The 21231-nt window shown below is 65.8% G+C and carries 19 protein-coding genes; 11 read left to right on the top strand and 8 right to left on the bottom strand.

Translation table 11 applies throughout. The features are described 5' to 3' along the window. The 4 genes from R3355_RS22420 to R3355_RS22435 all read right to left on the bottom strand — a co-directional run. Window positions 1-147: acyl-CoA dehydrogenase N-terminal domain-containing protein (locus R3355_RS22420; protein ID WP_318963333.1), on the bottom strand; the 147-nt coding region annotated here is incomplete at its 3' end. A gap of 55 nt (window positions 148-202) precedes the next feature. Continuing rightward, window positions 203-886: a TetR/AcrR family transcriptional regulator gene (locus R3355_RS22425; protein WP_318963298.1), complete on the bottom strand. Its 684-nt coding sequence runs from the start codon at window positions 884-886 to the stop codon at window positions 203-205. Between the two features lie 54 nt (window positions 887-940). Then, the gene (locus tag R3355_RS22430; protein WP_318963300.1) at window positions 941-1093 is read right to left on the bottom strand and encodes a 3-hydroxyacyl-CoA dehydrogenase NAD-binding domain-containing protein; all 153 of its coding nucleotides are present in this window, start codon (window positions 1091-1093) and stop codon (window positions 941-943) included. 17 nt (window positions 1094-1110) lie between these two features. Then, entirely contained in the window at window positions 1111-2295 is a 1185-nt protein-coding gene (locus R3355_RS22435; protein ID WP_318963302.1) for an acetyl-CoA C-acyltransferase family protein, read from the bottom strand. A gap of 173 nt (window positions 2296-2468) precedes the next feature. Between R3355_RS22435 and R3355_RS22440 the strand changes: the two genes are divergently transcribed. From R3355_RS22440 to R3355_RS22485, 10 genes are all read left to right on the top strand, one after another. Then, window positions 2469-3494 (top strand): AraC family transcriptional regulator, encoded by a 1026-nt coding sequence (locus R3355_RS22440; RefSeq protein ID WP_318950537.1) that lies wholly within the window; start codon window positions 2469-2471, stop codon window positions 3492-3494. Between the two features lie 555 nt (window positions 3495-4049). Continuing rightward, complete coding sequence (locus R3355_RS22445) at window positions 4050-5132, top strand: TRAP transporter substrate-binding protein (RefSeq protein ID WP_318963303.1); 1083 nt, start codon at window positions 4050-4052, stop codon at window positions 5130-5132. 71 nt (window positions 5133-5203) lie between these two features. Continuing rightward, on the top strand, window positions 5204-5818 hold the full coding sequence (locus R3355_RS22450) for a TRAP transporter small permease subunit (RefSeq protein ID WP_318963304.1): 615 nt from the start codon (window positions 5204-5206) through the stop codon (window positions 5816-5818). A 16-nt stretch (window positions 5819-5834) separates the two neighbouring features. Continuing rightward, window positions 5835-7205 (top strand): TRAP transporter large permease subunit, encoded by a 1371-nt coding sequence (locus R3355_RS22455; protein WP_318963305.1) that lies wholly within the window; start codon window positions 5835-5837, stop codon window positions 7203-7205. A 139-nt stretch (window positions 7206-7344) separates the two neighbouring features. Beyond that, window positions 7345-8820: a sigma-54 interaction domain-containing protein gene (locus tag R3355_RS22460; protein ID WP_318963307.1), complete on the top strand. Its 1476-nt coding sequence runs from the start codon at window positions 7345-7347 to the stop codon at window positions 8818-8820. A 605-nt stretch (window positions 8821-9425) separates the two neighbouring features. Continuing rightward, window positions 9426-10811: a GntP family permease gene (locus tag R3355_RS22465; protein ID WP_318963308.1), complete on the top strand. Its 1386-nt coding sequence runs from the start codon at window positions 9426-9428 to the stop codon at window positions 10809-10811. 112 nt (window positions 10812-10923) lie between these two features. Next, the gene (locus tag R3355_RS22470; protein WP_318963309.1) at window positions 10924-12474 is read left to right on the top strand and encodes an acyl CoA:acetate/3-ketoacid CoA transferase; all 1551 of its coding nucleotides are present in this window, start codon (window positions 10924-10926) and stop codon (window positions 12472-12474) included. Between the two features lie 145 nt (window positions 12475-12619). Continuing rightward, window positions 12620-13885, top strand: coding sequence for an OprD family porin (locus tag R3355_RS22475; protein WP_318963312.1), 1266 nt, complete (start codon window positions 12620-12622; stop codon window positions 13883-13885). 371 nt (window positions 13886-14256) lie between these two features. After that, window positions 14257-14817, top strand: coding sequence for an NAD(P)H-dependent oxidoreductase (locus R3355_RS22480; RefSeq protein ID WP_318963314.1), 561 nt, complete (start codon window positions 14257-14259; stop codon window positions 14815-14817). Between the two features lie 64 nt (window positions 14818-14881). Next, window positions 14882-15811, top strand: coding sequence for an ion channel (locus R3355_RS22485; protein WP_318963315.1), 930 nt, complete (start codon window positions 14882-14884; stop codon window positions 15809-15811). Between the two features lie 87 nt (window positions 15812-15898). Here R3355_RS22485 and R3355_RS22490 read toward each other — a convergent pair whose 3' ends face one another. Continuing rightward, window positions 15899-16672: a transporter substrate-binding domain-containing protein gene (locus tag R3355_RS22490; protein WP_318950220.1), complete on the bottom strand. Its 774-nt coding sequence runs from the start codon at window positions 16670-16672 to the stop codon at window positions 15899-15901. A 473-nt stretch (window positions 16673-17145) separates the two neighbouring features. Between R3355_RS22490 and R3355_RS22495 the strand changes: the two genes are divergently transcribed. Then, window positions 17146-17808 (top strand): endonuclease, encoded by a 663-nt coding sequence (locus tag R3355_RS22495; RefSeq protein ID WP_318963316.1) that lies wholly within the window; start codon window positions 17146-17148, stop codon window positions 17806-17808. 139 nt (window positions 17809-17947) lie between these two features. Here the strand turns inward: R3355_RS22495 and R3355_RS22500 are convergent, their stop codons facing one another. The 3 genes from R3355_RS22500 to tolR form a co-directional block, all read right to left on the bottom strand. Then, window positions 17948-19903 (bottom strand): PhoX family phosphatase, encoded by a 1956-nt coding sequence (locus tag R3355_RS22500; RefSeq protein ID WP_318963318.1) that lies wholly within the window; start codon window positions 19901-19903, stop codon window positions 17948-17950. 75 nt (window positions 19904-19978) lie between these two features. Next, window positions 19979-20770 carry a TonB family protein gene (locus tag R3355_RS22505; RefSeq protein WP_318963319.1) on the bottom strand — a complete coding sequence of 264 codons (792 nt, stop codon included), beginning with the start codon at window positions 20768-20770 and terminating at the stop codon, window positions 19979-19981. Between the two features lie 11 nt (window positions 20771-20781). Then, window positions 20782-21225, bottom strand: coding sequence for a protein TolR (tolR, locus tag R3355_RS22510; protein ID WP_318963320.1), 444 nt, complete (start codon window positions 21223-21225; stop codon window positions 20782-20784). Between the last annotated feature and the right edge of the window lie 6 nt (window positions 21226-21231).

Genomic DNA, 21231 nt, shown 5'->3' on the forward strand with positions numbered 1-21231 from the left:
CTTGCCGGCTTCCTCGAGAATGGCGCTGGCGGTGTCTTCGTCCACCACTTCGGCCAGGGCCGGCAGTTGGGCCCACAGCTTGGATACTTCGAACACTTCGTTGAGCACGAAGCGCATGTCGCGCAGGGGGGCTTGGTAGTCGGACATGATTGAGTCACTCAGGTAGTGAGAGGGCATTGAGCATGCCCCTATTGATAGAAGGTCAGCCTCGCGGGCTTGTACCGGGGACGCGCAACGCAACTACGGTTGCGTTTTCTGCAGCCGTTGCCGGCTGCTTGAGAACGCCAGACAGAGAACCGAGAACGATTGCGCCTATCACCTCCTGCCGCTGCGCCGGGGTCAAACCGGACTGACCCAGCCAGGCTGGCAGGTTGTTCAGCCAGGCGACGACACCTTGCACGTTAGCCTTGAGCACCGGCAGCGGGCCTGTCGCGCCGGCCTCCAGCAGCAGCGTCATGAGCTTTTCCTCATAGCGCCTGCGCAGCTGCTCGATCTGCCCCTGGTGCTGCGGCGTGAGACAGCGATACTCCCGCTCGGCCAGCAGAAAATGCAGGCCGCGGCGCTCGTGCAGGGCTATATGGGCCTGCAACAGCACCTGCAGGCGGCCCTGGGCTTTGCCCTTGTCGGTGAGCACGGCCGCGTCGAGCAGGTCCTCATAGAGCTCCTCGATCAGCTCGAACAGCAGTTGCTCCTTGCTCGCGAAATGGTGGTACACCGAGCCCGCACCTATCCCCAGATGCAGGGCCAGCTCACGCATGCTCACCTCGGCAAAGCCGCGCTCGGCGAACAGTTCAAGCGCCTGGCCGCGGATCTGCTCGAGGCGCGAGAGCGCTACCGCGCCTGACTGGTCGGGGCAATCCAAGGCGAACGATCGTTTGCGATTCATGGCGTCATGACTCCCGGAAAAAGCCGGCGGCAGCCCGTCCCTGGCAGCCGCTGATCAGTTGTAGCGAGCAATGGTCGCCACGGCCTTGGCCAGGGCGGCTTCGGATAGGTCCACCAGCGCGACGGACAACCCTGCCAGGGCACACAGCCGGGCAATCCCGCGGCCCATGCTGGCGCCGCCGATGACACCCACATTTGCGTCGTTCATGCTCGTCTCCCCTCCGCTCACACGCGCTCGAAGATCGCGGCGATACCCTGGCCGCCGCCGATGCACATGGTCGCCAGGGCATAGCGACCCTGGGTGCGATGCAGTTCGTGGATGGCCTTGGTGACGATGATCGCCCCGGTGGCGCCGACCGGGTGGCCGAGGGAGATGCCCGAACCGTTCGGGTTGACCTTGGCCGGGTCGAAGTCGAGCGCGCGGGCCACGGCGCAGGCCTGGGCGGCGAAGGCTTCGTTGGCCTCGATCACATCCAGGTCGGCGACCTTGAGGCCGGCGCGCTGCAGGGCCAGGCGGGTGGCCGGAATCGGCCCCAGGCCCATCAACTCGGGCTCGACACCGGCATGCGCATAGCTGACCAGGCGGGCCAGCGGGCGCAGGTTATCGGCCTGCACCGCTGCGCCCGTGGCCAGAACCACCGCCGCCGCGCCGTCGTTGAGTCCCGAGGCGTTGCCGGCGGTGACCGTGCCGCCCGGCTTGAACGCGGTGCGCATGCCCGCCAGTTGCTCGATCGAGGTGTCGCCACGCACATGCTCATCGACCTCGAACAGCTGCGTGCCTTTACGGCTCTTGATTTCAACCGGCACGATCTGGCCGGCGAAACGTCCTTCGGCAATCGCCCGCGCCGCACGCTGCTGACTGACCAGCGCCAGGGCATCCTGCTCTTCGCGGCTGATGCCATGCAGTTCGGCAATATTCTCGGCGGTAATGCCCATGTGAATGCGCTGGAACGGATCGTGGAGGATACCGAGCATGTAGTCGACGGCCTGCATGTCGCCCATGCGCCCACCCCAGCGCGCCCCCGGCAGCAAATAGGGGCCGCGGCTCATGGATTCGGCGCCGCCGCCAATGGCCATCTCGCAATCGCCCAGCAGCAGGCTTTGCGCCGCCGAAATGATCGCCTGCAGGCCGGAACCACAGAGGCGATTGACGTTGAACGCGGGGGTTTCCTTGGGGATACCGGCATTCATTGCCGCAACCCGGGCGAGATAGGCATCGCGCGTCTCGGTGGGGATGACATTGCCCATCACCACATGACCGATACGCTCGGGGGCGCAACCGCTGCGTTCAAGCGCCGCGCTCAATGCGCTGGTGGCCAGTTGCACTGGCGGCACGTCCTTGAGTGCACCACCAAAGGATCCAATGGCCGTTCTGGCAGCGCTGACGATATAGACTTCGGGGGTAGACATGGAACACTCCGCTGGCGTGGCTATCGACCGGCCCAGCAGCACGGGCCTGGCCGGGGTTACACTGGCGGCCAGTCTAAAGACGGCATGCCCCCCGGCCTATGCCGAAAATGACCCGTTTACCTGATGCTTTTTGCAACTCCTGGCGGCCAGGCCGCAATGAAATGAGCGAGGCTATGCAAGAAAAGGACTCGGTGGCCGTGTATTTCGTCCAGGTCGCCCTGCACGGGCTGCAAGGACACCCCCAGCAGATTGCCAGCGTCCTGGCCGAAGCCGGGATTGACCCGCAACAGTTGACGGATCTCTCCGGACGGGTATCGGCCAGCGCTTTCGCCAAGCTGTGGCTGGCCGTCGCCCGCGAGCTGGACGATGAGTTCCTCGGCCTCGACTCCCACGGCATGCCCATGGGCAGTTTTGCCCTGATTAGCCGCGGCCTGATTCAGTGTTCCAGCATCGGCCAGGCCCTCGAGCAATGCCTGAAAAGCCTCGGCCTGTTTCTGCGCGACATCCGCGGCAACCTCTGCGTACGCGGCAAACAGGCGGTGATCCGCCTGGAAAACCGCCAGCAGGACAGGCCCGCCAGCAGCGACGCCGAGGAAACCTTCCTGACGGTGGTGCTCGGCCTGCTGTGCTGGCTGGCGGGACGCCGCCTGCCCATCAGCCGTTCGCAATTCGCCCACCCGCGACCGGCCCATGGCGACGACCACCTGTTCTGGGGGCCGAACCTGACCTTCGAAACCACGCCTACCGAAATAGCGTTCGACAGCAGCTACCTGCGCCTGCCTGTGGTGCAAGACCTCGCCTCACTGAAGGTTTTTCTGCGCACTTCACCGCAATGGCTCATCGTTCGCTTCATCAATCGCCAAGGGCTTAGCAGTCAGGTCTTCAAGCAATTGCGCAATTGTCATTACCAACACTGGCCCACACTCGCGGACATGGCCGACGAACGCGGCCTGAGCATCGCCAGTTTCCGCCGTCAGCTGCAGCGGGAGGGATTCTCCTTCCAGGAACTGAAAGACGAAGTACGCCGTAGCATTGCCTTCGAATGCCTGCGCAATTCAGCTATGAGCATCAGCGATATTGCCGAAAAGGCCGGTTTCCGTGAGGCGAGCGCGTTTCACCGGGCGTTCAAGCAATGGACGGGAGAGAGCCCCGGCCACTACAGGCTGAGCAGCCAAGCTAAAAGCAACGAGGACAGATAGTCTTCGCGCCTGCAGAGCTCGCGACAGTTAACGGCTACATGGCCAATCAGACAGCCGCGCACTGCGCGGCTGTCTCGTTGTCATCCCGCCAGAACCCGGACCACTGCCGACTTGATGCCCCCGCGGCTTAGCCGATCGACTATCGCAGATGCACCGCAGGCGCGCCATTGGCGCATGGCATGAGTCACGGGTACGACGCCAGCGTCTAGTCTCTAGCAGGTTGCCCGGCTGCACCGCCATCCTCGCGCGGCACAGGAAGGCGAGGTCCGGATTTACGGACAGCTGTCTGAATTTCTGGACATCCTGACCAAGCTATCGCGGAGACTGTCCAGATTTACGGACTGACTGCTTCGCCTGGTCGTCCTGAAACAACCTAATAATCTGATTTAAAAGGATTTATTCAATGAGGCACAGAATCTGCTTAGTCCCACAGGCTAATTGCCGGCGCCCTTGCGGCGTCGACCGCTGCAGCTGACGGGGCGCGATCCGCCCCGCTTCGCCTTGGCCACTGCCCGACCGGCAGCCCAGACAAAAACAACAAGAAGGAACTCCAGCATGTCGATGAAACAACAGCTATCCCGCCTGACCCAAGGCATCACCGCCGCCGCCCTGCTCGCCGGCAGCCTGCTCGCCACCCCGGCGCTGGCTGAGAAAATCCGCTGGCAGGTGCCCCTGGCCTTTCCCTCGCACCTGGTGGGCCTGACCACTCCGGTCAAGCACCTCTCCGAATCGCTCAAGGCCATCTCCGGCGGCGATATCCAGCTGCGCTACTACGAGCCGGGCGAGCTGGTGCCGCCGTTCGAGATCATGAATGCGGTGAGCACCGGCAAGTACCCGGCCGGCTATACCTGGATCGGCTACGACCAGGGCAGCATCCCCGCCCTGCCGCTGTACTCGGGCGCGCCCTTCAATATGGAGCCGCCGGCCTACCTGGCCTGGTACTACCAGGGCGACGGCAAGAAGCTGCTGGAGGAGATCTACGCCCCGCACAATATCCACCCGATGCTGTGCAGCATCATCGGCCCGGAAGGCGCCGGCTGGTTTGCCAAGCCGATCGAGAAGCTGGAGGACTTCGATGGCCTGCGCATCCGTTTCGCCGGCATCGGCGGCAAGGTGCTGGAGAAGCTCGGCGCCTCGGTCACCATGATTCCCGGCGGCGAGATCTACCAGGCGCTGGAGCGCAAGACCATCGACGCCACCGAGTTCTCCCAGCCGGCGATCGACAAGATGCTCGGCCTCGACCAGATCATCAAGAACTACATCATGCCGGGCTGGCACCAGACCCTGACCACCTCCCACCTGCTGGTCAACCAGGGCGTCTGGGACAAGCTCGAGCCGCAGAGCCGCGCACTGATCGAGATGGGCTGCGAGTCGGCCACCCTCAAGGGCTTCGCCGAGAGCGAATGGGCACAACCGACCGCCCTCGCCGAGTACAAGAAGGAAGGGGTGCAGGCCCGGGTGCTGCCCGAGCCGGTCCTGCGCGAACTGCAGCGCGTGACCAATGAGGTGCTCGACGAAATCGCCGGGCAGGACGCCATGTTCAAGCGCGTGCTGACCAGCCAGCGCGAGTTCATGGCCCACCACGCCACCTGGCACGGCATGGGCTACCTGCCGCGGGACTTCTACCAGCACGACTGATCGCGGAACCCGGACGGGCCCGGCCAGACCGGCGCCCGTCGACTCCCTTTCCCTGAGCGTCCGAGGTTTCCGTGTCTCAGCCACCCGTTCCAACCGACCTGCCCGCACCAGCGGCGCAACCCGACCCGCTACCGAGCAACCGCCTGTCCTGGCGCCTGGATCGCTTTATCGTCGCCATCGGCCGGGCCAGCGCCTGGCTGTGGCTGGCGGTTCTGCTGGTGGTGCTGAGCAACGTGTTCAGCCGCTTCGTCATGGCGCGTGGCTCGATCGCCCTGGAAGAACTCTCCTGGCACCTGTTCGGCGCGGCGATGATGCTGGCCCTGGCCTACGCCGTGGTGCGCGACGATCACGTGCGCGTCGACGTCCTGCGCGAGAAATTCTCCCCGCGCCGCCAGGCCCTGATCGAACTGCTGGGCATCGTCCTGCTGGCGTTGCCGGTCATCTACCTGATGATCCACGCCCTGGTCCCCTATGCCTACACCGCCTTCGTCTACCAGGAACACTCGCAGGCGCCGAGCGGGCTGCCCTACCGCTTCCTGTTCAAGAGCGTGCTGCCGCTGGGCCTGCTCCTGGTGGGCATCGCCCTGTTCTCCCGCGCCTCGCGCTGCAGCACCCTGCTGTGGCATTTCCCCCGGGCCATCCAAACGCCTGACGATGACCGCAACGGCGGCCATCCGCATCCCTGATCACGAGGCTGAAGTAATGGGTCTGGAACAAATTCTCGTCATGGCCATGTTCGCCAGCTTCATGGTCCTGCTGCTGCTCGGTTTCCCGGTGGCCTGGTCGCTGGCCGGCATCGGTCTGGTCTTCGCCATCACCGGCCATGTGCTGGTGGAATATTTCGACGCCGACCTCTGGTTCACCTGGGGCGGCACCATCGGTGTGCTGGATGCGCGCATCTACGGCATCGTCGCCAACGAACTGATGGTGGCGCTGCCGCTGTTCATCTTCATGGGCATCATGCTCGATCGCTCCGGCATCGCCGAACGCCTGATGCACAGCCTGGTGCGGGTGCTCGGGCCGCTGCGCGGTGGCTATGCGATCACCGTGGTGATCGTCGGCGTGCTGCTGGCCGCCTCGACCGGCATCGTCGGCGCCTCGGTGGTGCTGCTCGGCATGCTCTCGCTGGGGCCCATGCTGCAGGCCAACTACAACAAGTCCCTGGCGGTCGGCACCGCCTGCTCGGTGGGCACCCTGGGCATCCTGGTGCCGCCGAGCATCATGCTGGTGCTGATGGCCGATCGCCTCGGCACCTCCGAGGCCTCGGTCGGCAAGCTGTTCATGGGCGCGCTGATTCCCGGGATGATGCTCGCCGCCCTGTACATCCTCTATATCGTCATCGTGTCCTGGCTGAAGAAGGACTTCGCCCCGGCGCCGAAGAATCGCCCGCAGCTGGACGCCCGCGCCCTGCTCGACGTGTTCTGGGCCGTGGTGCCGCCGCTGACGCTGATTCTCGCGGTGCTCGGTTCGATCTTCTTCGGCATCGCTACCACCACTGAGGCCTCGGCCGTGGGCGCGGCCGGCGCCTTGCTGATGGCCTCGCTCAGCCGCCGCCTGAACCTGGACGTGCTCAAGGAGGCGCTGTACCAGACCAGCCGGACCACCGCGTTCATCTTCGGCATCTTCATCGGCGCCACGGTGTTCGCCGCCGTGCTGCGCGGCCTCGGTGGCGACGATGTGGTGCGCGCGGCGCTGACCGGCCTGCCGTTCGGCCAGACCGGCGTGCTGCTGACGGTGCTGTTCATCACCTTCCTGCTGGGCTTCTTCCTCGACTGGGTGGAGATCACCCTGATCATCCTGCCGCTGGTGGCGCCGGTGCTGTTCGCCATGGGGGTGGATCCCCTGTGGTTCGCCATCCTGTTCGCCATGTGCCTGCAGACCTCGTTCCTCACCCCGCCGGTGGGCTTCGCCCTGTTCTACATCAAGGGCGTGTGCCCGCCGGGCATCACCACCCGCGATATCTACCTGGGCGTCGCGCCCTTCATCGCCCTGCAGCTGCTCGGCCTGGCTCTGGTGTTCTGGTTCCAGCCGCTGGCCACCTGGCTGCCCAACGAGGTGTATGGCGGGCCCTGAAACCCGCTCGATCGGTGCGCCCGTCCCCGGCGGCGGCAGGCTCGGCAGCCGCCGGGCCCGAGCGGGGCGCGCCTGCCTTGCCTCGGCCAGGCGCCGGCTCCCATAATCGCCTGCATCACTCCTTGGAACCCCTGCTGCCATGGCCATATCCCGCGACGACCTCGACCAGCACGGCCTGATCATCGGCGTCTCGCCCGAACGCTTTCGCGCGGTGGCCATGCCGCTGCTGTTCGACCACCTCAACGCCCAGTGCGAGGGCACCATCGCGGTCAACCGCCAGGCGCGGATCGTCTGGATCAACGACAAGTACGCCGAGAAAGTCGGCATCACGGATCCGCGCAGCGTGCTCGGCCAGGAGATCGAAGAGGTGCTGCCGGCCAGCCGGCTGCGCGAGGTGGTGGAAAGCGGCCAGCCGAGCATGCTCGACCTGATGGCCTTCGGCAGCGAGCATTTCGTGGTCACCCGCATTCCCCTGCGCGACGAGGATGGCACCCTGGTCGGCGCCCTGGGTTTCGTCTTGTTCGACCGTGCCCGCCACCTGAAGCCCTTGATGGCCAAGTTCAATGTGCTGCAGAACCAGCTGCTGGACACCCAGAACGAACTGGCCAAGGCGCGGCGGGCGCGCTACACCATCGCCGGTTTTATCGGCAGCAGCGCGCCGGCCAGCGAGGTCAAGCGCATGGCCCGGCGCGCCGCGCAACTGGACGCCACTGTGCTGCTGCGCGGCGAGACCGGCACCGGCAAGGAGCTGCTGGCCCAGGGCATCCACAACCTGTCGCCGCGGGCCAACGGCCCCTTCGTCGCGGTCAACGTCGCGGCCATCCCGGAAACCCTGGTCGAGGCCGAGCTGTTCGGCACCGCGCCCGGCGCCTTCACCGGCGCCGACCGCAAGGGCCGCATCGGCAAGTTCGAGGTGGCCAACGGCGGCACCCTGTTCCTCGACGAGATCGGCGACCTGCCCCTGCCGCTGCAGGCCAAGCTCCTGCGCGTGCTGCAGGAACAGGAGGTCGAGCCGCTCGGCTCGAACCAGGTCAAGCCGCTCAATGTGCGGGTGATCGCCGCCACCCATATCGACCTGGAGGCCAAGGTCGCCGCCGGCCAGTTCCGCGACGACCTCTACTACCGCCTCAACGTCCTGGCCCTGCAGGTGCCGCCGCTGCGCGAGCGCCGCGAGGACATCCCGGCGCTGGTCGAGCACCTGCTCGACGACATCGCCAACCGCTCCGGCCAGCCGCCCATGGAACTCAGCCCCACGGCCCTGGCCCTGCTCGGCGCCCAGCCCTGGAAGGGCAACGTGCGCGAGCTGCGCAACCTGCTCGAGCGCGCGCAACTGGACGCAGACGGGGCCTTGCTGGAGCCCGCGCAACTGCAGCCGCTGCTGGCCGCACCGGGCCTGCTGGCACAAGCGCTGCCGGCCGAGCCGCCGACCACTGCCGAAGCGCTCGCAGGCACACTGCGGCCGCTGGCCGAAAGCATCGCCGAGGCCGAACGCCGCGCCCTGCAGCACGCCCTGGCCGCCTGCAACGGCAACCGCCGGCGCACCGCCACTGAACTGGGCATCTCCCGCGCCAGCCTGTACAGCAAGCTGCAGCAACACGGCTTGAGCGCGCGCTAGAACGGAATCCCGCTGCACCGCACAGCCCGTAGGGCGGACTCAGGAGCGCAGCGAACAGTCCGCCACCTTTTGTCCCGCGCCGATCAACCATGGTGCACTGCCTGCGGCGAGTGGCACCCTACGAATCGTGGCTTGCTTCCAAATTCGGCAGCCACCATCTGTCCGTAGGGCGGATCGAGCGGCGTTCCGATCAGGAGCGCAGCTACAGTCCACCAAGCGATAGCGAAAATCCCCCTTCCCCCTGCGCAAGTACGCCTTACCGACCAAGCAACGAGGGCCGCGCTCCGCCGCGCCGCCGTCCAGAGAACTGGACAATGCCTTCGACGGCCACCGCCCCACTGAGCATGTCCAGCCAAGCAGACACTCGCATTTGGCCCGACAGCGGCGCCCGGGCACGACGCCGCCCGCCGACACAGGGCGCCAAGCCCCATTGCACCTGGCCCGCAGCCTGCTCTTCAGCTTTCCCCAACGCCCCCTCGAACGACTTGGCACGGCTTTCGCTAAAGCTTGTCCATCCACCGCACCGGGCCACTGCCCGGATGCTCGACGTTCGGCGCACCGCAGAGTGGCGCCGTAAAACAACAACAAAAAGGAACGCCCCGACCATGGGTACCCTCGGTATTCTGATTTCCCTCGCACTGCTGATGTACCTCGCTTACCGCGGCATCAACGTACTGATCCTCGCCCCGCTGCTGGCCCTGCTCGCCCTGCTGTTCTCCGGCGATATCGCCTTGCTGCTGCCGACCTACACCCAGGTGTTCATGAAGGCCATGGGCGGCTACGTCATCCAGTTCTTCCCGTTGTTCCTGCTCGGTGCGCTGTTCGGCAAGCTGATGGATGACTCCGGCTCGGCCCGCGCCATCGCCCACGGCATAGTCGCCAAGGTCGGCAGCCAGCGGGCGATCCTCGCCATAGTGCTGGCCTGCGGCATCCTCACCTACGGCGGCGTGTCGCTGTTCGTGGTGGCCTTTGCCGTGTACCCGATCGGCGCGGCGCTGTTTCGCGAAGCCGCGATTCCCAAGCGGCTGATCCCCGGCGCCATCGCCCTGGGTTCCTTCACCTTCACCATGACCGCCCTGCCCGGCACCCCGGCGATCCAGAACGCCATCCCCAACCCCTTCTTCGGCACCGACGCCTTCGCCGCGCCGGGCCTGGGCCTGATCGCCGGGCTGATCATGTTCGGCCTCGGCACCTGGTGGCTGAGCGCCCAGGCGCGCAAGCTGCAAGCCGCCGGCGAAGGCTACGGCAGCCACAGCGACGACCCGGTGGCCGAGGACAACCGCCACATCCCCGGCTTCTGGCTGGCGCTGCTGCCGATCCTGCTGGTGATCGCGCTGAACTTCCTGATGGCCAAGCAGGTGCTGCCGAACCTCGACGCCAGCTACCTGGCCAAGCCGGAATTCGGCGGCCTGCAGGACGCCAGGTCGCTGATCGGCATCTGGTCGATCATCGTCGCCCTCGGCGCCGCGATCGTCCTGCTCATCGGCCTGCACTGGCAGCGCTGGCTGGACCTGAAGAAAACCGTCAACGACGGCGCCTTCGGCTCCATGCTGCCGATCCTCAACACCGCCGCAGAAGTCGGTTACGGTACCGTGATCGCCTCGCTGGCCGGCTTCGTGGTGATCCGCGACCTGGTCCTCGGCGTGTCGAGCAACCCGCTGGTATCCGAGGCGGTGGCGGTGAACATCCTCGCCGGCATCACCGGCTCGGCCTCGGGCGGCATGTCGATCGCCCTCAAGACCCTCGGCGAGCAGTACCTGACCCTGGCCACCGCCGCCGGCATCAGCCCCGAGTTGCTGCACCGGGTCGCCGCCATGGCCTCCGGCTGCATGGACACCCTGCCGCACAACGGCGCGGTGATCTCGCTGCTGGCGATCTGCAAGCTGACCCACCGCGAGTCGTACAAGTTCATCTTCGTCAACACCGTCGGCTTCCCCATGGTGGCGCTGGCGGTGGTGATCACCCTGGGCACGCTGTTTGGCAGTTTCTGAACCGATGCATCCGTAGGAGCGGGCCATGCCCGCGATGGGTTTCGCGGGCATGGAACTAGGCGTCCCCCCCGCTCCTACGGTCGAGACCCCTTTTCGTCACGAGTACACCGCCATGAGCAAGATCATGACAGCCGCCGCCGCGGTGGCGCGCATCGCCGATAACGCCAACGTCGCCACCGGCGGCTTCGTCGGCATCGGTTTCGCCGAACAGATCGCCATCGCCCTGGAGCAGCGTTTCCAGAGCGAACAGGCACCGCGCGACCTGACCCTGGTGTATGCCGCCGGCCAGGGCGACGGCAAGGGCCGCGGCCTCAATCATCTGGCCCACGAAGGCCTGGTGCGGCGGGTGATCGGCGGCCATTGGGGCCTGGTGCCGGGGCTGCAGAAGCTGGCGGTGGACAACCGCATCGAGGCCTACAACCTGCCCCAGGGGGTGATCTCCCAGCTGTTCCGCGACATCGCCGCCGGCAAGCCGGGGCAGCTGTCGCGGGTCGGCCTGGGCACCTTCGTCGACCCGCGCCACGGTGGCGGCAAACTCAACCAGCGCACCACCACCGAGCTGGTGCGGCTGATGCCGATCGACGGCGAGGACTACCTGTTCTACCCGACCTTGCCGATCCACGTCGGCATCGTCCGCGCCACCAGTGCCGATGCGGATGGCAACCTGAGTTTCGAGCGCGAGGCGCTGACCATCGAGAGTCTGGCCATCGCCATGGCCGCGCACAATTCCGGCGGCATGGTCATCGCCCAGGTCGAGCGCATCGTCGAACGCGGTTCGCTCAATCCACGCGAGGTGAAGATCCCCGGCATCCTGGTCGACTGCGTGGTGGTCGCCGAGCCGCAGAATCACCAGCAGACCTTCGCCACCGCCTACAACCCGGCCTTCGCCGGCGAGACCCGGGTGCCGGTGGACAGCCTGGCGCCGCTGGCGCTGGACGTACGCAAGCTGATCGCCCGCCGCGCCGCCCTGGAGCTCAGGGCCGGCGCGGTGGTCAACCTCGGCATCGGCATGCCCGAAGGTGTCGCCGCGGTGGCCGCCGAGGAAGGGGTGATCGAGCGCCTGACCCTGACCGCCGAACCCGGGGTGATCGGCGGCATTCCCGCCTCGGGTCTGGACTTCGGCGCGGCGAGCAACCACAGCGCGCTGCTCGACCAGCCCTACCAGTTCGACTTCTACGACGGCGGCGGCCTCGACCTGGCTTTTCTCGGCCTGGCCCAGGCCGACGCCGCCGGCAACCTCAACGTGTCCAGGTTCGGCAGCCGCCTGTCGGGCGCCGGTGGCTTCATCAACATCAGCCAGAACGCCAAGCGGGTGGTGTTCGTCGGCACCTTCAGCGCCGGCCCGCAGGACATCCGCATCGAGGACGGCCGGCTGCGCATCGTCGAGGACGGCGCGCTGCGCAAGTTCGTCGCCGAGGTCGAGCAGCGCACCTTCGCCGGCCGCCTCGCCGCCGAGCGCGGTCAGCCGGTGCTCTACGTCACCGAACGCTGCGTGTTCCAGCTGAGCGTCGACGGCCTGGAGCTGATCGAGATCGCCCCTGGCGTGGATCTGGAGCGCGACATCCTCGCGCGCATGGATTTCATGCCCATCGTGCGCCAGCCACGCCTGATGGATGCGCGGCTGTTCCGCGCGCAGCCCATGGGGCTGCGTGATGCCTTGTAACCCTTGAGCGAAAACGCGAGCCCGCCCTTGGGCCCGCGCTTTTTTTCGGATTCACCCCAAGCCCACGGCGCTGTTCCGGCAGGCGCTGCCAGGACGGCCGTGGGCAAAAAAGTCCTAGCCACAATAACAACAAGAGGAAATACCCATGCGACACACCCCGAAATTCGCCCGCCAGCTGCTCGGTGCCGGCATCGCCCTGGGCCTGGCCGCCCCGGCCAGTGCGGCCTTCATCGACGACAGCAAGGCGGTGCTGGATACGCGCAACTTCTACATGAACCGCGACTTCCGCCAGGACGGAGCGGCCCAGAGCAAGGCCGAGGAATGGGCCCAGGGCTTCATGTTGCGCTTCGAGTCCGGCTACAGCGAAGGCCCGATCGGCTTCGGCGTCGACGCCATCGGCCTGCTCGGGATCAAGCTCGATTCCAGCCCGGATCGCACCGGCACCGGCATCCTCAAGAGCGACCGCGAGGCGCCCAGGCGTGCCCAGGACGAGTACGGCGAGGCCGGCCTGACCGCCAAGCTGCGCGCCTCCAACAGCACCCTCAAGCTCGGCACCCTGCAGCCGGTGTTGCCGGCGCTGATGCGCAACGACAGCCGCCTGCTGCCGCAGACCTTCCGCGGCGCCTGGCTCAGCAGCAACGAGGTCGAAGGCCTGAGCCTGGACCTCGGGCGCATCGACCGGGTCAACCAGCGCGACTCCTCGGACAACCAGGAAATGACCGTATTCAACGGCGGCAAGCGCAATATCGTCCTGGGCAGCGCCAAGACCAGCGACGAATTCCTCTTCGCCGGCGGCCGTTACCAGTGGACCCCCGAGCTCGCCAGCAGCTACTACTACGGCGGCCTGGACGGCATCTACCAGCAGCACCTGGTCAACCTGGTGCACCAGCTGCCGCTGGGCGAGGGCCAGAGCTTCAAGTCGGATATCCGCTACGCCCGCTCCAGCGACGACGGCGGCAGCAACATCGACAACCACGCCTTCGGCGCGCTGTTCACCTACCGTCTGGGCGGCCACGGATTCACCGCCGGCTACCAGCACCTGTCCGGCGACACCGGCTTCGCCTACGTCGCCGGCGCCGACAACGCGCTGGTCAACCTGGTGCAGATCAACGACTTCGGCAACCAGGACGAGCGCTCCTGGCAGGCGCGCTACGACTACAACTTCGCCGGCCTCGGCCTGCCCGGTTTGAGCCTGATGACCCGCTACCTGTCCGGCGACAACGTCGACCGTGGCGCCGGGTTGAGCGAGGGCAAGACCTGGGAGCGCAACACCGATATCGCCTACGTGGTGCAGAGCGGCCCGCTGAAGAACTTCGGCCTGCGCCTGCGCAACGCCACCACCCGCAGCAACATCGGCAGTGACCTGGACGAGAATCGCCTGATCCTCAGCTACAGCCTGTCACTCTGGTAACAGGCAACACCGGCACGATTGCTCTCCAGCATCTATTTGCCGGGCCCGGGTGGCCCGGCTTTTTTCGTTGCGGGCTGCCGGTACAGCACGCCATGTGCAGGGGTATCCCGGATGGAATCCGGGCTATGGGTTCGGATATTTCGCAGGAGGGTCCGCCCCCGGTGCGCGCAGCGCACCCTACGGGCGTATGGCCGCATACAGGCAGACCATCGCCCCCCGCGGTCGCCAGCCGAGCGAGGCGCAGCTGGCCTTCGTCGAGGACCTGCTCGACGCCTTCGCCCGCTAGCACCATGAGTGTCCAATGCCCAGCGCCGGGCGGTCTATAGTTTCAGTTCACCCCCCTCTTCCACTCTCTCTGGCAAGGAGTCGTCATGAACAAGGTTCACCACATCGCCGTCCTGGTCGGCAGCCTGCGCAAGGGCTCGATCAACCGCAAACTGGCCCTGGCCCTGATCGAACTGGCGCCGGCCTCGCTGCAACTGGAGATCGTCGAGATCGGCGACCTGCCGCTGTACAACGAGGATATCGACCACGACCAGCCGCCCGAGGCTTACATCCGCTTCCGCGCCAAGCTCAAGGCCGCCGACGCGCTGCTGTTCGTCACCCCGGAATACAACCGCTCGGTGCCGGCACCGATGAAGAACGCCATCGACGTCGGCTCGCGACCTTATGGCCAGAGCGCCTTGAGCGGCAAACCCGGTGCCGTGCTCAGTGCCTCGCCGGGCGCCATCGGCGGCTTCGGCGCCAACCAGCACCTGCGCCAGTCCATGGTGTTTCTCGATGTGCCGATGATGCAGCAGCCGGAAGCTTACATAGGCAATGCCGGCAGCCTCTTCGAAGAGAGCGGCGAACTCGGCGACGGCATCAAGCCGTTCCTGAAAAAGTTCATCGACGCCTATGCCGAGTGGGTGGCGCAGCAAGTAAAAGGCTGACCCACGCGGGCCACACCGCGCATTCGCCAGCCGCCGACCAGGAAGTCCCGACCAGGGTTGCCCTATGGCCGCACCGTATGTCGAGGAAGCCTTCTGGCAGGATGCCGCCGTGGACAAGCGCCGGGTCGACGGGCTCGGCGCCGCCCTGGAGTTGCGCGCACGCAACGGCCCACCGATGGCAGGTTTCCAACTGAAGAACGCCGAGCTGGCCGGTATCGATCTGGTCAACCACGGTGGCCACGCGGGCTTTAGCCTGCGCGACACCGACCTGTACCGCGCCAACCTGCAGAATGCCCACCTGTTCGCCCTCGACCTGCGCGGCAGCTCGCTGATGAAGGCCGACCTGCGCCGGGCCAACCTGCACTGCGCCGATCTGCGCGACTGCAACCTGCTGGGCATCCTGCTCGACGGCGCGCGGCTGGACAACGTCATCTGGGATCGCCAGCTGCTACAGGAGCGCAAAGGCCGCGAGCAACTGCGCAGCGGCCACACCGCGGCCGCCATCCAGCTGTTTCAGGAGGCCGAAGAAACCTATCGCAACCTGCGCCTGCACCTGGAACAAGCCGGACTGTTCGAGCAGGCCGGGCTGTTCTTCCATCGCGAGATGGTCATGCGTCGCCTGCAGATGCCACGCCACTCGGGCCGGCGCCTGCTGTCCTGGGTGGTCGACCTGTTCAGCGGCTACGGCGAGAAGCCACTCAACGTGGTGCTGTTCTCCCTCGGCCTGATCGGCCTATGCGGTCTGCTGTACTTCCTGGTCGGCGTGCAGCAAGGCGACCTGCGCCTGGGCCTGGCACTCGAGCGCGGCCTGTGGGCCAATCTGACGGACCTGCTCGACTGCCTGTACTTCAGCGTGGTCACCTTCACCACCCTGGGCTACGGCGATATCACACCCCAGGGCCTGGCCCGGCCGATCGCCGCCTTCGAGGCCTTTGTCGGCAGCTTCACCATGGCGCTGTTCGTGGTGGTGTTCGTCAAGAAGATGACCCGCTAAGCACCACGGATCCCACCGCGTGGCTCGACGTGAGCAAACGCTCGCCTGCTGCGGCCTGGATACGTGCACAACCGCTGACGCCTTGGCTCACAGCCCGTACTTCGCCTTCAGCGCAGCGACCGCCTGCCGCTCGCTGCGCAGGAAGGCATCGAAGCGCTGGATCAGCTCGGGATGGCGGATGCTCGACAGGTAATAGTGGCTGTCGCTGGACTGCAACAAGCTGGGTTCTGCCACCAGGGCATCCGGCCGCTCGAGTTGGCCCAGGTGGTAGCGCGCGACCTGCCGGGCCATGTTGGCACCGTCGATGTAGCCCGCCAGGGTCATCCGGATCAGGCCCTCCGGGTTCGGCGCCCGGTGGATCTCCACTTCGCCGGCAGCGATCTCGGCATGAAACTTCCAGGGGGTGAAGCCACGGACGAAGCCGAGCTTGCGAAAACGCTCACGCGGCTGGCCCAACCGCGCCGGCAGCACCAGCATCACATCCTGGAAGGTCAGCAGCGACTGCGAGTAGGTAATCAGCGCTTGCGGTTTACCGACCTCATGCCAGCGCGGGCTATCGGGGAATACCAGGTCGAGCCGACCCGCCCAGTATTCGTGATAGAGCCGCCGTACCGGCAACGGCACATAGCGCAGCTGGATTTTCGCGTGGGAGGCGAACAGGTCGAGCAGGTCGCGGGCGTAACCGCGGTACTGGTTGTCCGCCGACACCGCAAAAATCGGATAGTAATCGACGTCTTCCACCCCCACGCGGTATAGCTGCGCGGCGGCCACTGGCTGGATCGCACCCAGGCTCAACGCGGCGAGCAGCAGCCAGCCCAAGCGGACCGATGGCGGGACACAGAGGACAAGCTGGATCAGCATGGCGAGGCTCGGCGAGTGCACAATCGGCACAGCTTACTGCAGTTCGCCAGCGATTCGACTGGCCGTTGGCCGTCGACGCCTGGCTGCCGCTGGAAATTGCCCCCGTTGTGGAGCATCGCTGTACCGGAGAGGGATGCGACAGAAGCGCCACACAGGGCGAACGCCCAAAAAAAGAAAACCCCGCTGGTGCGGGGCCTTTGCAGACTGTGTACTGACATCCATGTTGCGCGCACCATCCTGGCGGCTATCCAGCGTATCCCTTTTGGTTACTCTGCGCTTCCTGCGCTACGTCCATGAACAGAAGGTTAGCCGCCCGGCGCCGATCGCAGTAGTGGCGATCTGCAGCACGCCCTGTAAGCTAAGGCTTACATGACGCCCATTTTTCGGCTTTATCATGCGTCGTCGATGTTGTCAGAGACGGCCACCCTACAAAAACAACAGACGCCGAACACGGCGGTCAGCGGGGTCTTGTCATGCGTACTGTGGTTATCGCCCTCGCTTGCCTGGCCGCCAGTTTCAGCCTGCTGGCTCTGGCCAATGGTCAGAGCCAGCTAGCCGAGCGGCAAGTCCGCGACCAGTTGTTCTGGAATGAGCTGTATGGCGCCGGCGGCACCTCGCTGTATTGCGCCAAGGCCTTCACCGGCGAAAGTGGTGGCGGACTGCTCAGCGCCAGCCCGATCTACAGCAGCAAGCAGTTGAAAAGCGCCCTGCGCTGCATCACCGCTCGCCAGTGCAACATCATGAACCCGCGCTATGCCTATATGGCCGCCGACCTGCATAACCTCTATCCGGCGCTGAGCCGCGTCGAACAGGTACGACGCAAGGCGCAGTTCGGCGAGCTGGACGCCGGCGCGCAGAGCCCGTTCGCCGACATCGGCTGCGACCTCAAGAGCCGCTTCAAGGTGCTGCAGCCGCGCGACGCCGCCAAGGGCAATATCGCCCGGGCGATCTTCTATATGCACATCGAGTACGGCCTGCCCATCGTCGGCGACGTGCGCATGTACAAGCAGTGGCACCGGATGGACCCGCCGGATGGCGAAGAAAACGCCCGCAACGAAAAGATCGGCAGCCTGCAGGGTACGCGCAATCGCTTTATCGACGACCCGGCCCTGGTCGACCAATTGATTGCCGACTGACCAGGCGCCGCGACCATTGACCCGACCAGCATCGGGCCGAACAGATTCAGACGACCAAGGCCCTGATCCTCGAGCGCGACGGAGGCGACCCCATCGCCCCCATTGTTCCGCTCGGGCTTATGGCCAGCGCCTGGCAACCCTAGCTGCCAATCACACCGCCATCGTTTTTGCTGATCATCACCGTGGTCGAGCGAGGGCGGGTCTTGTTGTCGCTGGCCGGGTAGCTGATACCCGGGTGCTGGATATTGGCCCACATGGTTTTGCCGTCCGGGCTCCAGGCCAGACCCGTCACTTCGCAGCCCCGCGGGCCAACCAGAAAACGTCTGACCTCGCGAGTGCTCGGATCAGCGCAGAGCAATTGATTGCAGCCCATGGCCTGCATGGCCGGCTCGTCGTCGCCGTAGTCGGTCTGGATCCACAGCCGTCCATGGCGGTCGAAGGCCAGGCCATCGGGCGAGGAGAAGATGTCGCCGTTGGTGGTGCCGGTGAGGTTGGCTGGCACGGCGTTGCCGCTGGCGTCCCTGGCGCCTTTCTGCTCGCCGGCGAGGAGGAATAGCTCCCAGTTGAAGACAGTCGCGGTGGGGTCGGCGTCCTGTTCGTTGAAGCGCAGGATCTGCCCGTGCAGATTCTGCGCACGCGGGTTGGCTTTGTCGGTGGGTTGTTTGTCGCCACGGCCATCGTTGTTGGTCAGGGCGACATATACCTCGCGGCTCGCAGGGTGCACGCTGGCCCATTCCGGGCGATCCATGGGCGTGGCGCCGGCCTGATCGGCGGCCGCGCGGGTGTTGAGCAGCAGCTCGGCCTGGCTGGCAAAGCCATTGGCGGCGGTCAGGCCGTTCTGCCCATGCACCAGGGCCAGCCATTGACCGGAACCGTCGGCATCGAAGCGCGCGACGTAGAGGATGCCTTCGTCGAGCAGGTCGCGGTTGGCCTTGGGGTTGGCCGCGTCGAAACGCCCGCTGGGGACGAACTTGTAGACGTACTCGCCCTTGGCATCGTCGCCGGAATAGAAGGCCATGCGCCCGTCATCGCTCAGACTCAGGGCCGCACATTCACGGCCAAAACGGCCGAAGGCGGTGCGCTTGATCGGTTGGGCCTGCGGGTCGAAGGGGTCGATTTCCACCACCCAGCCAAAGCGATGGGGCTCGTTGACGTAGCCACCGTGCGCTAGCTGCGGATCGGGGGTAGCGTCGAAGCGCGGGTCGGCGGTTTCCCAGGCGTAGTTTTTACTGGTGCCCTCTTTGGCCAGGCCATAGCGTTTGTGCGACACGCGCGTGGCGTAATCGGCCTGATCACGGTTGATGAAGTAGTTGTGCCAGTTTTCCTCGCAGGTAAGGAAGGTGCCCCAAGGCGTAACGCCGGTGGCGCAGTTGTTGATGGTGCCGAGCACTTCGCGGCCACTGGAGTCGGCAACCGTTTTCATCAGTTCATGCCCGGCCAGCGGGCCGGCGATGCGCATGGCAGTCAGGGCACTGATGCGGCGGTTGTAGGGCGAATCCATGACCCGCTGCCATTGGCCGTCAGCGGATTTTTTCACCTCGATGACCGAGACGCCATGGGCGGCCTGTTCCTTGCGCACCTCACTCAGCGGCCGCGGCTTGCTCTGGTCGATCTGGTTGCCGGGGTGCAGCGGCGGGTTGACGTATTCGTGGTTCATCACCAGCAGACCGCGATCGGTCTCACCCTCAAAGGCGAAGAAATCCATGCCGTCGTGGTTGTCGCCGGCCTGCTTGAGCTGGGCCTGCCAATCGTCGCTGGCATCCGGGTTCCACTGCGGCGCGCCGGCCTCGACCGGGTCGCCCCAGGAGAAGAACGGCGTGGCGCTGTAGCCTTCGGCGACCAGCACGCGGTCGAACTGAGGATCGATCTGCACCGGCACGCCCTTGAAGCCCAGCAGCGGGCTGGCCCCGGCACTGCGGCAGGCACTGATGCCGCCGGCGAAGAAGCCGAGTGCTGCAAGCGTAAGGCCGCCCTTGAGCACATTGCGCCGCGCCGGGCTGAGCAAGTCGCTCAGGGCCGGGTTGGCGCTGGGGTTGATGGCCACATCGTCGTGGGCTTCAAGGCTGGCGTGAAACTGTTGGTGATCCTGGTTCATCACGGCTCTCGCAAAAGGTTGGCGCGCACCGGCCCGCACCGCTCGACACAGAGCGGCCTGGGTGGCGGCATGGGTTTATTCGATGCGGTAGGTAAAGGTGTTTTTCACATTGGGCACGGCGACGGCGCGGCCCTCGATCACCCGCGGCTGGTAGCGAAAGCTCTGCGCAGCAGCCAATGAGGGGCGGATAAACAGGGGATGGCAGGCACCCACCACCTCGGGCTGTTCAACCCGACCCTGGGCGTTGACTGTGTAGCTGACGGTGCATTCACCCTCGATGCCCTTGTCCAGTGCGCGCCGCGGGTAAGCCGGTGCCTGTTTGGCAATCGGCAGGTACTGACGGCTGGCCGCCGCTGCGGCTTCGGCCTTACGCGCCTGCTCGGCAGCAGCATCGGCGGCCTGCTGACGTTGCTGCGCGGCAAGCTGTTCGGCGGCTTGGCGTTGTTGCGCCTGCTCGCGTTGTTGCTGTTCGAGGCGGGCCTGCTGCTGACGCTTGTGCTCAAGCCGCTGGCGTTGCTGCTCGACCTTCTGTTGCTCCACGCGATTGCGCGCCAGGGCAGCCTGCTCCAGTTTCTGCTGGGCGATACGCGGGTCGACCTGCGGTTCCACGGGCGCACGTACCTCCGGCAGCGGGGCTTCGACCGGCACAGGCGGCGCGGTTTCCACCACTGGCGCCGGTGGCGGCAGGCTGACCAATTGCATGCTGATGGTGCTGATGTTCGGCGCAGCGGGCTTTTCCACCGGCCAGTTGGCCAGCAACAGCGCCAGCACCAATGCATGCAGGACCAGGGTCAATAGCGCAGCCTGGGCATTGCGCAGACGCGAAATTGGCAATCCGGGCCAGACAATTGAAGTGGGACGATCCATCAGCACACTGCTCACTGCGGCGCCTCGGTAACCAGGCCGAGGTTGCTCACCCCGCCCTGCTGCAAGGCGGCGATACCGGCGACCACAGTCGCGTAGTCGGCGGCCTGGTCGGCACGGATATACACCTGGGTATCGCCACGTTCGGCGATGATCTGCGTGACCTGGGCAGTCATTTCCTCCAGCCCCACGGCGCTATCGGTCTGCTGCTCGGTGTTCAGTTCGCTGCCCAGGTTCCAGTAATAGCTACCGTCCGCCTGCACCGAGAGGGTGAGGATCTGCTGCTGGGTATCGGTGGGCAGCGCTTCACTGGCGACCTTGGGCAACTCGACCTTCACCCCCTGGGTGAGCATCGGCGCGGTGACCATAAAGATCACCAGCAGCACCAGCATCACGTCGATGTAGGGCACCACGTTCATCTCGGCCTTGGGGCCGTGTTTGTTCATCGGCTTGCGCATGGCGGG

This window comes from Pseudomonas sp. (assembly GCF_033723075.1).
Classification (GTDB): Bacteria; Pseudomonadota; Gammaproteobacteria; order Pseudomonadales; family Pseudomonadaceae; genus Aquipseudomonas.

What these genes read in the sequence shown, in the direction of transcription:
- R3355_RS22425 (WP_318963298.1), bottom strand. Translation starts at nt 886, where the DNA reads ATGAATCGCAAACGATCGTTCGCCTTGGATTGCCCCGACCAGTCAGGC.
- R3355_RS22430 (WP_318963300.1), bottom strand. Translation starts at nt 1,093, where the DNA reads ATGAACGACGCAAATGTGGGTGTCATCGGCGGCGCCAGCATGGGCCGC.
- R3355_RS22435 (WP_318963302.1), bottom strand. Translation starts at nt 2,295, where the DNA reads ATGTCTACCCCCGAAGTCTATATCGTCAGCGCTGCCAGAACGGCCATT.
- R3355_RS22440 (WP_318950537.1), top strand. Translation starts at nt 2,469, where the DNA reads ATGCAAGAAAAGGACTCGGTGGCCGTGTATTTCGTCCAGGTCGCCCTG.
- R3355_RS22445 (WP_318963303.1), top strand. Translation starts at nt 4,050, where the DNA reads ATGTCGATGAAACAACAGCTATCCCGCCTGACCCAAGGCATCACCGCC.
- R3355_RS22455 (WP_318963305.1), top strand. Translation starts at nt 5,835, where the DNA reads ATGGGTCTGGAACAAATTCTCGTCATGGCCATGTTCGCCAGCTTCATG.
- R3355_RS22460 (WP_318963307.1), top strand. Translation starts at nt 7,345, where the DNA reads ATGGCCATATCCCGCGACGACCTCGACCAGCACGGCCTGATCATCGGC.
- R3355_RS22465 (WP_318963308.1), top strand. Translation starts at nt 9,426, where the DNA reads ATGGGTACCCTCGGTATTCTGATTTCCCTCGCACTGCTGATGTACCTC.
- R3355_RS22470 (WP_318963309.1), top strand. Translation starts at nt 10,924, where the DNA reads ATGAGCAAGATCATGACAGCCGCCGCCGCGGTGGCGCGCATCGCCGAT.
- R3355_RS22475 (WP_318963312.1), top strand. Translation starts at nt 12,620, where the DNA reads ATGCGACACACCCCGAAATTCGCCCGCCAGCTGCTCGGTGCCGGCATC.
- R3355_RS22480 (WP_318963314.1), top strand. Translation starts at nt 14,257, where the DNA reads ATGAACAAGGTTCACCACATCGCCGTCCTGGTCGGCAGCCTGCGCAAG.
- R3355_RS22485 (WP_318963315.1), top strand. Translation starts at nt 14,882, where the DNA reads ATGGCCGCACCGTATGTCGAGGAAGCCTTCTGGCAGGATGCCGCCGTG.
- R3355_RS22490 (WP_318950220.1), bottom strand. Translation starts at nt 16,672, where the DNA reads ATGCTGATCCAGCTTGTCCTCTGTGTCCCGCCATCGGTCCGCTTGGGC.
- R3355_RS22495 (WP_318963316.1), top strand. Translation starts at nt 17,146, where the DNA reads ATGCGTACTGTGGTTATCGCCCTCGCTTGCCTGGCCGCCAGTTTCAGC.
- R3355_RS22500 (WP_318963318.1), bottom strand. Translation starts at nt 19,903, where the DNA reads ATGAACCAGGATCACCAACAGTTTCACGCCAGCCTTGAAGCCCACGAC.
- R3355_RS22505 (WP_318963319.1), bottom strand. Translation starts at nt 20,770, where the DNA reads ATGGATCGTCCCACTTCAATTGTCTGGCCCGGATTGCCAATTTCGCGT.
- tolR (WP_318963320.1), bottom strand. Translation starts at nt 21,225, where the DNA reads ATGCGCAAGCCGATGAACAAACACGGCCCCAAGGCCGAGATGAACGTG.